Genomic DNA, 13,383 nt, shown 5'->3' on the forward strand with positions numbered 1-13,383 from the left:
GGTCAGTCGTGTTCTTCGAGGTATTGGAGTGCCAACTGCTCCGTCGCCACCTTGATCGGTGGCAGCAAATGCGGCGCCACCAGCATCATGATCTGGTACACCACCAACCTCACCTCACCTTCACGATCCAGAATCCGCTGATAGTCCAGTGAGAACAGCAGCGTCATGGTGATCTGTTCCACCAGTTGTCCCAGTGCCTGGGTCTCGCTGACCAATTGCCCCTGAGCCTTCAATCGAGCGAGTAACGAAGCCAGCGTGCGCTTCAGCGCATTGAGCAGGTTGCGTATGCCCTTGGCCAGTTTCGGCAAGCGCCCGGCGAGGTTCGACAGGTCCTGGAACAGAAACCGGTAATGGGCCAGGCGTTCGACGATCAGGTGCAGGAACAGCCAGTAATCTTCCGGTGCGAGCTCGACATCGGCCGGTGGATCGAGCAGCGGCGCCAGTTCGGCCTGGAAACGCTCGAACAACCCGAGTATCAGCGGTTCCTTGCCGTGGAAGTGGTAGTAGAGATTGCCTGGGCTGATCCCCATTTCATTGGCCACTTCCATGGTGGAGACGTTCGGTTCGCCCTTCTGATTGAACAACTGCAAAGCACATTCGAGAATCCGGTCGCGGGTTTTCATCCAGTCTTCTTAATGGTTCGTTGAACGTCAGCGCACACGCACGTAAGTACCGGGTGCTGCCTCCATCGGTGGATAGTTCGGGTTGCCGAGGGCCATGTGGGTTTCTTTTTGCGCGCCTGAACGTTCTTGAATCCAGCTCAGCCATTGGGTCCACCAACTGCCCTCGACTTGCTTGGCGTCGTAGTACCAGGCCCGTGGGTCGCTGCTCAGTTTCGTGCTTTCGACAAAATTGGCTTTCGGGTTGGAGGGCGGGTTGAGAATGCTCTGCACATGACCGCTATTGGACAGCACGAAGCGACGCTCGCCACCCAGCAACAGGGTCGAGCGATACACCGCATCCCACGGGGTGATGTGGTCGTTGATGCCCGCGACGCTGAAGCTGTCGACGTTGACTTTCTGCAAGTCGATCGGCGTGCCGCACACCTCCAGACCACCCGGATGACTCAGCGGGTTGTGCTTGAAGAAGTCCAGCAAGTCGCCATGGAGGGCTGCCGGCAGACGTGTGTTGTCGTTGTTCCAGTAGAGAATGTCGAACGCCGGCGGCTCTTTGCCCAACAGGTAGTTGTTGACGAAGTAGCTCCAGATCAGATCGTTGGGGCGCATCCAGGCGAAGATCTTGGCCATGTCGCGGCCGTCCAGCACGCCTTTCTGATAGGAGCGACGCTTGGCCGCCTCAAGAGTTTGTTCGTCGGCGAAGAGGGTCGCAGGCGAGTCCATCTGACTGTCGAGCAGGCTTACCAGGTACGTTGCGCTGGACACTCGCCGCAATTGCCGCTTGGCCTGCAAATGACCTTGCAGCGCGGCAATGGTCAGCCCGCCCGCGCAGGCGCCCATCAGATTGACTTCGCGAGCACCGGTGATCGCCCGGCAGACGTTCATCGCTTCTTCCACGGCCTCGACGTACGTCGACAGCCCCCATTCGCGATGACGTACATCCGGATTGCGCCAACTGATCATGAAGGTCTGCAAACCGTTTTTCAGGGCGAACTGGACGAAGCTGTTGCCGGGGCTCAAGTCGAAAATGTAGTACTTGTTGATCTGTGGCGGCACCACCAGCAGCGGTTTTGAATACTGCTTTTCGCTCATCGGCTTGTACTGGATCAGCTCCAGCAGTTCATTGCGAAACACCACGGAGCCAGCAGTGGTGGCGACCGTTTTGCCGACCTCGAAAGCTTGCTTGGTGACTTGTCTGGGCAAGCCATCGTTGTGCAGGAAGTCGTCAACCAGGTGGCTGATGCCTCGCACCAGGCTGTTGCCGCCGGAGTTAAAGATTTCCTTGATCGCCAGCGGATTGAGCAGGCTGTTGGACGGTGCCATGGCGTCGTTGAGCAAGGCGAACGCGAAGTGGACGCGGGCGCGATCATCCGGGCTCATGTTGCTCTCGTCGATCCAGTTTTTGACCTGCTTCTGCCAGCTCAGGTAGGCCTGCAAACTGCGGCGATAAAAAGGGTTGAGGCTCCACGCCGGGTCGGCAAAGCGATTGTCCTGCGGATTGGTCGGGTGCAGGGTTTCGCCCAACAGCACGCGCCCCAGTTGACCGCCCAGTTTCAAGGCGTGTCGGGCGCTGTGCACCGGGTGGCGCAAGCCATGGGCGGCAACGCTGCGCAGGGTCGACAACAGGTCCCGACCGCGCAGGCCGGTAATCGCACTCTGTGCATTGATGAACGCGGCGGGAGTGGGTAAAAAGTCCCTCGCTGGTTTTTCGCGCATGAATCAACACTCCTTCGTCTTCAGGCCAAATACAGATACACCGAACCAGAACACCATAGACGCTGTTACGGGTTGTTGCGCGGCGCGGCGTCCTGCCGACCTCTTTTTGTTAACAAAAGTCGGGGGCGGTTATCCGCCGAATGGCGCCGGATGCGGATGCATTACGGCACGCTGACGTTCTTCCTCGAGAAACTTCATGATGATCGGTGCCACCGCTTCGGCGCGGGTGATCAGGAACAGATGCCCGTCATCGATGATGTGCAACTGGGCGTTGGGAATCCGCCAGGCCAGCAGACGCATGTTAATCAGTGGGATCAGCGGGTCGTCGTCGCCGGCCAGCACCAGAGTCGGCTGGTGGATCTTGTGCAGCCAGTGAATGCTGGTCCATCCGAGGCCGGCGAACAGCTGCCAGTAGTAACCGAGTTTGCCGGCCGAGCGGACCTTCGCAGCGTGGTTCGCGGCGAGCGTCGGATCGCGCCGGAACGAACCGCCGTAGATCATCGGCGCAATGCGAATCACGTGAGACGGTTGGATATAGCGTCGTGGGCTGGCCATCATCCACAGGACTTTCGGCTTGCCCGGCACCATCACCGTGCCGGCCGCCGTGGCTGCCAGAACGAGTTTCTTGCAGCGCTCGGGATAGTCGTAAGCGAACTGCTGGGCGAGCGCTCCTCCCCAGGAAACGCCGATCACATTGACTCGGCCGTAGTCGAGATAGTCGAGCATTCGCGCTGTGAGTTTCGCCAGGCCCGGAAAGCGATACGGCCGATTCGGCGTCGATGAACCGCCGACGCCAGGGACATCGAAGGCAATGACTTCCAGGTCCGGATCCAGTGCTGCGACGAACGGAAACACCAGCTCAAGGTTGGCGCCGATGCCGTTGAAAATCAGCAAGGGCGTCAAGTGAGGCTTGCCGGGGCGTACCGCCGTGCGGAGGGTCTGGCCATCCAGGTCGACGGTACGAAATATGAATTGTTGCGGCATGCTTCAAGCCCTGTGGGGTGGTATCGCTATCTCTATGTTCTTCCTCGGTCCCTTGTGGGAGCGGGCTTGCTCGCGAAGGCGTCAGGTCAGTCGACATCAATATTGAATGAGTGACTGCTTTCGCGAGCAAGCCCGCTCCCACAGGGGATGAGGTGTGTCGGTTACCGCTCGTGTACGTAGGTGCCCGGTGCAGCTTCGCCCGCCGGATAGGCCTTGTTGCCCAAACTGGCCGGGGACTTCTTCAGCTTGCCCGAACGCTCGGCTTGCCATACCTGCCAGTGCAGCCACCAGGAATCGGTGTGCTTGGTGGAGTTTTCTTGCCACTCCTCAGCCTTGACCGGCATCTCGGTGCTGGTCATGTAGCGCGATTTCGGATTGCCCGGCGGGTTCAGAATGCTCTGGATATGCCCGCTGCTGGACAGCACGAATTCAACCTTGCCACCGAACAGTTGCGCCGACTTGTAGCAGGACTTCCACGGGGTGATGTGGTCGTTGGTGCCGGCCAGGGAAAAAATGTCGGCAGTGACCTGCTTCAGATCGATCGGTGTGCCGCACACTTCCAGTGCATCAGGGCGGATCAACGGGTTGGTTTTGAACAACTCGATCAGGTCTCCGTGGAACGCTGCGGGCAACCTTGTGGTGTCGTTGTTCCAGAACAGGATGTCGAAAACCGGCGGTTCGTTGCCCAGCAGGTAGTTGTTGACCCAGTAGTTCCAGATCAGGTCGTTGGGGCGCATCCAGGCGAAGACTTTCGCCATGTCGCGGCCTTCCAGTACACCGGCCTGATAAGAGTGGCGCTTGGCGGATTCCAGGGTCTGCTCATCGACGAACAGTGCCACGTCGCTGTCCAGGGTGGTGTCCAGCACGCTGACCAGTAGCGTCAGGGCGTTGACCTTGTTCTCGCCGATCGCGGCGTAGTGGCCCAGCAGGGCGGTGCAGGTAATGCCGCCGGAGCAGGCGCCGAGCATGTTCACGTCTTTGCTGCCGGTGATCGCGCTGACCACATCGACCGCTTCCTTGAGCGCTTCGATGTAGGTCGACAGGCCCCACTCGCGCTGCTCCTTGGTCGGGTTGCGCCAGCTGACAATGAACGTCTGCACATTGTTGCGCAGGCAGAAGCGCGCCAGGCTCTTGTCCGGGCTCAGGTCGAAAACATAGAACTTGTTGATCTGTGGTGGCACCACCAACAGTGGACGCTCATACACCTGCTCGGTGGTTGGCCGATAGTGGATCAACTCCAGCACGTCATTGCGAAACACCACCGCGCCTTCGGTGACGCCCAGGCTCTTGCCGACCTCGAACGCGCCCATGTTGACCTGGCTTGGCATACCGCCGTTGTGCACCAGGTCCTTGGCCAAATGGGACAGGCCATCGAGCAGGCTTTTGCCGCCGGTTTCGAAGAAGCGTTTGACCGCCGCCGGGTTGGCCGCACTGTTGGTCGGGGCCATGGCTTCGGTCATGAGGTTGATCACGAAATGCCCGCGTGCGACGTCCTTGGGCGAGAGGTTGCTGTCGTCGATCCAGTCGTGGAGCTCCTTGCGCCACGCCAGGTAAGTCTGCAAATAACGTTTATAGAGCGGGTTCTGGCTCCAGGCAGGATCAGCGAAGCGACGGTCATCGCTTGTCGGTAGAAGCTCGGATTTGCCGAACAACACATTCTTCAGTTCAAGACCGAAATGGGCGACATGCCTGGCGCTGTGGATCGGTTGTCGGATGGCCTGCCTTAGCACCATTCGAGCAGAAGCCAGTAAATCCTTTCCACGCAGCCCAACGACAGGATTCAGCCCCAAGGTGTTTTCCGAGGCTTGATACTTCAAGTCATCGTTATTCTTGTTACTCATCTACGACGCTCCATTGTCCTGAGGCGAGTACCTGGTCCCAGCTGTGCATTCACACGGCAAATGCCAGGTACTACTGCTAGGGTGACCGATAATTCTGCATCGCTGCTTTTTATCGCAGAGAGCACTGCAGGGAACTTGCCAGTTCCATTGGTTACCCGAGTTTAATTTTTTTCGCAAGCAGGCCAATCGTCGACCCGGAAGCCGAGCATTCAAACAGATGGAATTAGAAAATGCCCTCTAAAGAGCGAAAGGCCCGAGCTAGAGCATCAGCTTGACAATGGATTGGTTCGGGTCGCGGGTTTTTCCGGCGGCTTTGAGTTCGGCAAGATAATCGTTCCAGAGATCCTCTTGGCGCACTCCCAGCTGGTACAGATATTCCCAGGTGAACAGGCCGCTGTCGTGGCCGTCGTCGAAGGTCAATTTCAGTGCGTACTGACCGGCCGGTTCGACCTTGGTCAGTCCTACGCCGATCTTGCCAAATTGCAGGATAGGTTTGCCGTGGCCCTGGACTTCGGCGGAAGGAGAGTGCACGCGCAGGAACTCGGCAGGCAGGTGATATTCCTCGCCGGACGCGTATTTCAGCGACAGGGTTTTCGAGGCTTTGTGGAGTTTGATATCGGTGGGGAGTGGGGTCATGGCCGGCAATCCATTTGTGTGGGCGACCTCGGTTTAAATGTGGGAGCGGGCTTGCTTGCGAAGGGGTCATAAAATTCAACATCAATGTCGAATGTCAGACCGCTTTCGCGAGCAAGCCCGCTCCCACAGGTTCCGCGTTCGCCTGTAAGTATGGCTTACAGGATATAACGGGACAGGTCTTCGTTCTGCGCCAATTCGCCCAAGTGGCTGTTGACGTAATCGGCGTCGATCACGATCGCTTTGTCATCGTGGGCACTGGCCAGATCACCGGCGCTGAACGACACCTCTTCAAGCAGACGCTCAAGCAGCGTGTGCAGGCGACGGGCGCCGATATTCTCGGTCTTCTCGTTGACCTGCCAGGCGATCTCGGCAATACGCTTGATACCGTCCGGCTGGAACTCGATCACCAGGCCTTCGGTTTTCAGCAGTGCGCAATACTGCTCGGTGAGTGACGCATGCGGCTCGCTGAGAATGCGCTCGAAATCTTCAGGCGTCAGCGCCTTGAGTTCGACACGAATGGGCAGGCGACCTTGCAGCTCAGGTACCAGATCGCTCGGCTTGCTCAGGTGAAACGCACCGGACGCGATGAACAGGATGTGGTCGGTCTTGACCATGCCCAGTTTGGTGTTGACGGTGCAGCCTTCGATCAGCGGCAGCAGGTCGCGCTGTACGCCTTCACGGGACACGTCGACGCCACCGGTGTTGCCGCGCTTGGCGACCTTGTCGATTTCGTCGATGAACACGATACCGTGCTGCTCGACGGCTTCCAGCGCCTTGGCCTTCAACTCTTCTTCGTTGACCAGGCGTCCGGCTTCTTCGTCACGCACCAGTTTCAGCGCTTCCTTGACCTTGATCTTGCGGCTTTTCTTTTTGCCCTTGCCCATGTTGGCGAACAGGCTCTGCAGCTGGTTGGTCATCTCCTCCATGCCCGGTGGCGCGGAGATATCGACGCCGGCCATCTCGGCGACTTCGATTTCGATTTCCTTGTCATCCAACTGACCTTCGCGCAGGCGCTTGCGGAACAGCTGGCGGGTGTTGGAGTCGGCCGACGGTGCGGCGTCGTCGTTGCTGAAGCCCATGCGTGCCGGTGGCAGCAGGGCGTCGAGGATGCGTTCTTCGGCGGCGTCTTCGGCGCGGTGGCGAACCTTGGTCATTTCCTGTTCGCGCAACAGTTTGATCGCCGCGTCAGCCAGGTCACGAATGATCGATTCAACGTCGCGGCCGACATAACCGACTTCGGTGAACTTGGTCGCTTCAACCTTGATGAATGGCGCGTTGGCCAGTTTGGCCAGACGGCGCGCAATCTCGGTTTTACCGACACCGGTCGGGCCGATCATCAGAATGTTCTTTGGCGTTACTTCAACGCGCAGCTCTTCGGGCAGTTGCATCCGGCGCCAGCGGTTACGCAGCGCGATGGCGACGGCGCGCTTGGCATCGTCCTGGCCGATGATGTGGCGATTGAGTTCGTGGACGATTTCACGGGGAGTCATGGACATAATAATTGGCGGTCCTCAGGTAAAAGTGAGCCGTGGCGTGGTGGCCAAAACAGGCTTACTCAGCGAGGTCCTGCTCCTCAATGGTGAAGGTGTGGTTGGTAAATACACAAATGTCGCCGGCGATGCCGAGGGCGGTTTCGACGATTTCGCGGGCCGACAGATCGGTTTTCTTCAGCAGCGCGCTGGCGGCGGCCTGGGCGTAACCGCCGCCGGAGCCCATGGCGATCAGACCTTCTTCGGGTTCGACCACGTCGCCGTTGCCGGTGATGATCAGAGAGGCATCTTTGTTCGCGACCGCGAGCATGGCTTCGAGGCGGCTGAGGGAGCGGTCAGTGCGCCATTCTTTGGCGAGTTCGACAGCGGCGCGAACCAGGTGGCCTTGATGTTTCTCAAGCTGGCCTTCGAAACGCTCAAAGAGGGTGAAGGCGTCAGCGGTGGCTCCGGCAAAACCGGCGATTACCTGGCCGTGGTACAGACGACGAACTTTCTTCGCGTTGCCTTTCATCACGGTATTGCCGAGAGAAACCTGGCCGTCGCCGCCCATGACGACTTTGCCGTGGCGGCGAACTGAAACGATGGTGGTCAAGGGAGAGTCTCCACGCAGCGGGGCGAAAATGCCTTATGCCAACTCATATGGGGGTGGTGGAGCGTTTTTCAACTGCGGGCCGGGAGAGGGGACGAGTGGTGGAGTACACGACGATGTGTTGTTGCGAGTGCTGACGCCATTCGCGAGCAGGCTCGCTCCCACAGGGTTGTGCCTAGTCTGTGGGAGCGAGCCTGCTCGCGAAGAACGGTAACGCGGTGCTACTGACGGAATCAGCGGCTTTGGCGTTGTTGTAACAACAGGTTGCTAAAACCGCTGCCGGCCAGTTGTTTCTGGGCAGTCGTCAGCTGTTCGCGGTTGCTGAACGGTCCGACCAATACCCGATACCAGGTCTCGTCCTTCACGGTGCCGGACTCAACCGCCACTGCTTGGCCGAGCAAAATGATCTGTGCTCGAACCTTGTCCGCGTCAGCCTCCTTGCGGAACGAACCGGCCTGCAGGAAGAACTTGGTCACTGGCGCCGCTTTGGACACTGGTGGCGCTGGCGGCGGAGTGATCCCGGCCAGTGCGGCCTGAGCCCGCGCGGTGTCGATCTTCGCCGCTTGCTCTGGCGTCACCGGCGTCGTCGGAATGGCCGGCACTTGCGGCGTCGGCAGGGTTTTCTCCGGCACGGCATCCGGCGGCACGATGACTTCCGATTCCGGTAGCAACGTGTAGAAGTCGTACTTCGGCTTCACCGGTTGCGTCGGGCTCGGCGGGGTCTTGTTGGCCTCGGCGATTTTGGCCTTCTGCTGCTCGATCCTCTCGCGTTTGACGCTCTCGCTGCCCTTGCCCGGTTCCAGCTTCATCAGGAACACAAGAAACGCGCCGACCGTCAGGCCGATGGCCATCCACAGCCAACCCGGGATCGGTTGTTTTGCAGGAGCTTGGTAACGGCTGGCGCCACGCTTGGGTGCAGGTTTTTTCTTGGCAGCCAACTTACATACGCTCCAGAGTTTCCAGACCCAAGAGTTCCAGGCCTTGCTTGAGAGTGCGCCCGGTCAGCGCGGCGAGGCGCAGACGGCTCTGCATTTGCGCCGGGGTTTCAGCGCTGAGGATCGGGCAGTTCTCGTAGAAACTGGAGAACAGCCCGGCGACATCGTACAGGTAGGTGCAGAGGATGTGCGGCGTGCCTTTATCGGACACGTTGTTCAGCACTTCGCCGAATTGCGCGAGCTTCGCCGCCAATTCGTGTTCGTGCGCCGCTTCGAGGACGATCTGGCCTTCGACTTCAGTGAAGTCCTTGCCGAGTTTGCGGAACACACCGGCCACGCGGGTGTAGGCGTACAGCAGGTACGGTGCGGTGTTGCCTTCGAAGTTCAGCATCAGGTCGAAGTTGAAGCTGTAGTCGCTGGTGCGATGCTTGGACAGGTCGGCGTATTTCACCGCGCCAATGCCCACGACCTTGGCGATGTTGCGCAGCTCGTCATCGGCCAGCTCCGGGTTCTTGTCCTTCACCAGGGCGTAGGCGCGTTCCTGGGCTTCGGTCAGCAAGTCGATCAGCTTCACGGTGCCGCCATCACGGGTCTTGAACGGACGGCCATCTTTACCGTTCATGGTGCCGAAGCCCATGTGTTCCATTTCCATCGGGTGCGTCACAAAACCGGCCAGGCGCGCGACCTGGAACACTTGTTGGAAGTGCAGGGCCTGACGCTGGTCGACGAAGTACAGCGCGCGATCAGCCTTCAACTGGCCACTGCGGTAACGCACGGCAGCCAGGTCGGTGGTGGCGTAGAGGTAGCCGCCGTCAGCCTTGACGATGATCACTGGCAGCGGGTCGCCGTCGGCATTCTTGAATTCGTCGAGGAACACGCACTGGGCGCCGTTGCTCTCGACCAGCAGGCCGGCGGCCTTGAGGTCGTTGACCACGTTGATCAGGTCGTCGTTGTAGGCGCTTTCGCCCATCACGTCGGCCATGGTCAGTTTGACGTTCAGCAGTTCGTAGATTTTCTGGCAGTGGGACAGGGAGATGTCTTTGAACTTGGTCCACAGCGCCAGGCAGTCCGGGTCACCGGCTTGCAGCTTGACCACCAAGCCACGGGCGCGGTCAGCGAACTCTTCCGATTCGTCGAAGCGTTGCTTGGCGGCGCGGTAGAAGTGTTCCAGGTCCGACAGCTCATCGCTGGTGATCGGGTTTTCCTGCAGATACGCCATCAACATGCCGAACTGGGTGCCCCAGTCGCCGACGTGGTTCTGGCGGATCACTTCGTCGCCGAGGAACTCCAGCACCCGCGCCACGCCGTCGCCGATGATGGTCGAACGCAAGTGGCCGACGTGCATCTCTTTGGCCAGGTTCGGTGCGGACAGGTCGACGACAGTGCGCTGCACTGTGCCGGCCTTGCGCACGCCGATGTGCGCGTCGGCCAGGGCGGCGTCCAGTCGAGAGGCCAGGGCTTGGGTGTTCTGGAAGAAATTCAGGAAGCCGGGACCGGCGATTTCGGTCTTGGTGACGTTTTCGTCAGCCGGCAGCGCGGCGATGATTTTCTCTGCCAGATCACGCGGCTTCATGCCGGCCGGTTTGGCCAGCATCATCGCGATGTTGCTGGCGAAGTCGCCGTGAGTCTTGTCACGGGAGTTTTCCACCTGGATCGCCGGCGACAGGCCTTCAGGCAACACACCTTCGTTGACGAGTTGGGTGATGGCTTGTTGGATCAGCTGGCGAATGGTGTCTTTCATGGTGTTCTCTTTCGACCGCAAGCGCGGCGGCGCTTCGGTGCGCTGGTGGAAAAACTGGGCATTATCCGTTGCGAAGACGGGCTTGCCAACTATAGCGGGCAGGTTATGGATATGTGGTGACAAAAGCGGTAGAGATCGCAGCCTTCGGCAGCTCCTACGCCGAGCGCGTTCCCCTGTAGGAGCTGCCGAAGGCTGCGATCTTTTGATCTCTAATACAAATCGACAGGATCGACATCCAGCGACCACCGCACCGCCCGCCCGCTCGGCATCTGCTCCAGCACCAACAGCCAACTGCTCAACAACCGATGCAGCGGCGCCCGAGCCGTCGCTTGCAGCAACAACTGCGCACGATAACGCCCGGCCCGGCGTTCCATCGGTGCCGGCACCGGCCCGAGCAGCTCGATGCCGGTCAGATTCTGTTCGGCCAGCAAGCGCTCGGCCTCGCTGCACGCCTCATCAAGAAAGCCTTCGGCCTGCCCCGGTTTGTGCGCTTCAGCCCGCAGCAGCGCCAGGTGCGCAAACGGCGGCAGGCCTGCCGAGCGACGTTCGCTCAGCGCCTGTTCGGCAAAGGCGAAATAGCCCTGTTCAGTCAGTTGCACCAGCAGCGGATGGTCGGCCAGGTGTGTCTGGATGATCACTTTGCCCGGCTCTTCAGCCCGGCCCGCGCGCCCGGCAACCTGGACGATCAGCTGCGCCATGCGCTCGCTGGCGCGAAAGTCGCCGGAAAACAGCCCGCCATCGGCATCGAGAATCGACACCAGCGTCACCCGTGGGAAGTGATGCCCTTTGGCAAGCATCTGCGTGCCGACCAGAATGCACGGCTGGCCCTTCTGGATGGTCGCGAACAGCTGATTCATCGCGTCCTTGCGCGAGGTGCTGTCGCGGTCGACCCGCAGCACTGGAACGTCCGGAAACAATATCCCCAATCGCTCTTCGGCACGCTCGGTGCCGGCGCCCACTGGCCGCAAATCGACCTTGCCGCATTTCGGGCAATGCCGGGGTACGCGTTCGACGTAGCCACAATGGTGGCAGCGCAATTCGCCGGAGCGCTGGTGCACGGTCATGCGCGCATCGCAGCGCTGGCACTCGGACATCCAGCCGCAGTCGTGACACAGCAAAGTCGGCGCAAAGCCGCGACGGTTGAGGAACACCAATACTTGTTGGCCAGCGGCCAGCGTCTGACCGATGGCTTGTTGCATCGGCCCGGAAATGCCGCTGTCCAGCGGACGGCTTTTTACGTCCAGGCGTAGAAAGCGCGGCTGTTTGGCGCCACCAGCACGCTCGTTTAATCGCAGGAGGCCATAACGACCGGTGTAGGCGTTGTGCAGGCTTTCCAGCGAAGGCGTGGCGGAACCAAGGACAATCGGGATGTTTTCCTGCCGGGCGCGGACCAATGCCAGGTCGCGGGCGTGATAGCGCAGGCCTTCCTGCTGTTTATAGGAACCGTCGTGCTCTTCATCGATGATGATCAGGCCGGGGTTCTTCATCGGCGTGAACAGCGCCGAACGGGTACCGATAATAATGTCGGCGTCACCGTCCCGGGCGGCGAGCCAGGCTTCGAGGCGTTCGCGATCGTTGACCGCCGAGTGGATCAGCGCGATGCGTGCATTGAAGCGCTGCTCGAAACGCGCCAGGGTCTGCGGACCGAGGTTGATCTCCGGAATCAGCACCAGTGCTTGTTTGCCGGCCTCAAGGGTTTCGCGGATCAACTGCAGATAGACTTCGGTCTTGCCGCTGCCGGTGACACCAGCCAGCAGGAACGCGTGATAACTGTCGAACCCGGCACGAATGGCTTCATAAGCGGCGCGTTGCTCGGGGTTGAGTGGCAGTTCCGGCTGCGCCAGCCAGTGTTCGTGGCGGGCGCCGGGGGCGTGCTTGCGGATTTCGACTTGCACCAAGTCCTTGGCCAGCAGCAGGTCCAGGCTGTCCTTGCTCAGCATCAGTTTGCTCAACAACTGATGGGCAACACCGTGGGGGTGCTGGGCCAGGGTCGCCAGGGCCTCACGTTGACGCGGGGCGCGAGCGATGCGCGGGTCATCAAGGCTGGCGCCCGGCGCGGCGGACCAGAAGCGTTCCTGCCGTGCTTCTGCCAGTTCGCCCTGACGCAGCAGCACCGGCAACGCCCAGCTCAAGGTGTCGCCGAGACTGTGCTGATAATACTGGGATGTCCACAGGCACAGTTTGAACAGCGCCGGCGGCAGCGGCGGTGTGTCATCGAGCAGTGCCAGAGCCGGTTTGAGCTTTTCGACCGGCACTTCGCTGGTGTCGGTGACCTCGACCAGAATGCCGATCATCTCCCGCCGGCCGAACGGCACCCGCAGGCGCATGCCCGGTTGCAACTGGGCGCGCAGGACCCCGGCCGGGGCACGGTAATCGAACAGGCGGCGCAGGGGCGAAGGCAGGGCGAGGCGCAATATGGCGTCGGGCACGCGGTTGTTTTCTCGATGATGAAGCGGTGAAGAAGGCCGGGAGCCTAGCAGACGGTCGGTAGAAGCGACAGCTTGCGTGATTGGCATTGTCTGGTAGAATCCGCGGCCTAATTACGTGCGGTATTCAACAATAGTGTTGAGTGGCGGCACGCTAGCCTGAGGAATACACCATGAAAGCCGATATCCATCCAGCGTACGAAACCATCGCAGTAACTTGCAGCTGCGGCAACAAGTTCGAAACTCGTTCGAACCTGTGCAAGCCACTGGGTACTGACGTATGCAACGAGTGCCACCCGTTCTACACCGGTAAGCAGAAGACTCTGGATACTGGCGGCCGTGTACAGCGCTTCGCAGACCGTTTCGGTGCTTTTGGCAAAGCCAAAGCTCCTGCTGCTGCAGAGTAAG

The 13,383-nt window shown here is 60.1% G+C and carries 11 protein-coding genes; 1 reads left to right on the top strand and 10 read right to left on the bottom strand.

Features of this window, described 5'->3' with window-relative positions; genetic code table 11:
• Nucleotides 1-2: 2 nt before the first annotated feature.
• From ACYZTX_RS03305 to ACYZTX_RS03350, 10 genes are all read right to left on the bottom strand, one after another.
• Nucleotides 3-623: a TetR/AcrR family transcriptional regulator gene (locus tag ACYZTX_RS03305; protein WP_462032932.1), complete on the bottom strand. Its 621-nt coding sequence runs from the start codon at nucleotides 621-623 to the stop codon at nucleotides 3-5.
• 27 nt (nucleotides 624-650) lie between these two features.
• A complete protein-coding gene (gene phaC, locus ACYZTX_RS03310; RefSeq protein WP_462032933.1) occupies nucleotides 651-2,333 on the bottom strand; it encodes a class II poly(R)-hydroxyalkanoic acid synthase in 1,683 nt (560 codons plus the stop codon).
• 129 nt (nucleotides 2,334-2,462) lie between these two features.
• Nucleotides 2,463-3,317: a poly(3-hydroxyalkanoate) depolymerase gene (gene phaZ, locus ACYZTX_RS03315; protein ID WP_462032934.1), complete on the bottom strand. Its 855-nt coding sequence runs from the start codon at nucleotides 3,315-3,317 to the stop codon at nucleotides 2,463-2,465.
• Nucleotides 3,318-3,478: 161 nt separating this feature from the next.
• Nucleotides 3,479-5,158, bottom strand: a complete 1,680-nt coding sequence (phaC, locus tag ACYZTX_RS03320; protein WP_462032935.1) for a class II poly(R)-hydroxyalkanoic acid synthase — start codon at nucleotides 5,156-5,158, stop codon at nucleotides 3,479-3,481.
• 258 nt (nucleotides 5,159-5,416) lie between these two features.
• On the bottom strand, nucleotides 5,417-5,794 hold the full coding sequence (locus tag ACYZTX_RS03325; RefSeq protein WP_462032936.1) for a gamma-butyrobetaine hydroxylase family protein: 378 nt from the start codon (nucleotides 5,792-5,794) through the stop codon (nucleotides 5,417-5,419).
• Between the two features lie 155 nt (nucleotides 5,795-5,949).
• A complete protein-coding gene (hslU, locus tag ACYZTX_RS03330; RefSeq protein ID WP_462032937.1) occupies nucleotides 5,950-7,290 on the bottom strand; it encodes an ATP-dependent protease ATPase subunit HslU in 1,341 nt (446 codons plus the stop codon).
• 55 nt (nucleotides 7,291-7,345) lie between these two features.
• Entirely contained in the window at nucleotides 7,346-7,876 is a 531-nt protein-coding gene (gene hslV, locus ACYZTX_RS03335; protein ID WP_007899242.1) for an ATP-dependent protease subunit HslV, read from the bottom strand.
• A gap of 230 nt (nucleotides 7,877-8,106) precedes the next feature.
• Nucleotides 8,107-8,811 carry an SPOR domain-containing protein gene (locus ACYZTX_RS03340; protein WP_462032938.1) on the bottom strand — a complete coding sequence of 235 codons (705 nt, stop codon included), beginning with the start codon at nucleotides 8,809-8,811 and terminating at the stop codon, nucleotides 8,107-8,109.
• Between the two features lies 1 nt (nucleotide 8,812).
• Nucleotides 8,813-10,549 (bottom strand): arginine--tRNA ligase, encoded by a 1,737-nt coding sequence (gene argS, locus ACYZTX_RS03345; RefSeq protein WP_462032939.1) that lies wholly within the window; start codon nucleotides 10,547-10,549, stop codon nucleotides 8,813-8,815.
• 209 nt (nucleotides 10,550-10,758) lie between these two features.
• On the bottom strand, nucleotides 10,759-12,978 hold the full coding sequence (locus tag ACYZTX_RS03350; protein ID WP_462032940.1) for a primosomal protein N': 2,220 nt from the start codon (nucleotides 12,976-12,978) through the stop codon (nucleotides 10,759-10,761).
• Nucleotides 12,979-13,148: 170 nt separating this feature from the next.
• On the opposite strand from ACYZTX_RS03350, the gene rpmE reads away from it, so the two are divergent.
• The gene (rpmE, locus tag ACYZTX_RS03355; protein WP_282379923.1) at nucleotides 13,149-13,382 is read left to right on the top strand and encodes a 50S ribosomal protein L31; all 234 of its coding nucleotides are present in this window, start codon (nucleotides 13,149-13,151) and stop codon (nucleotides 13,380-13,382) included.
• Nucleotide 13,383 lies beyond the last annotated feature (1 nt).

The organism is Pseudomonas sp. MDT1-17, from assembly GCF_054898105.1.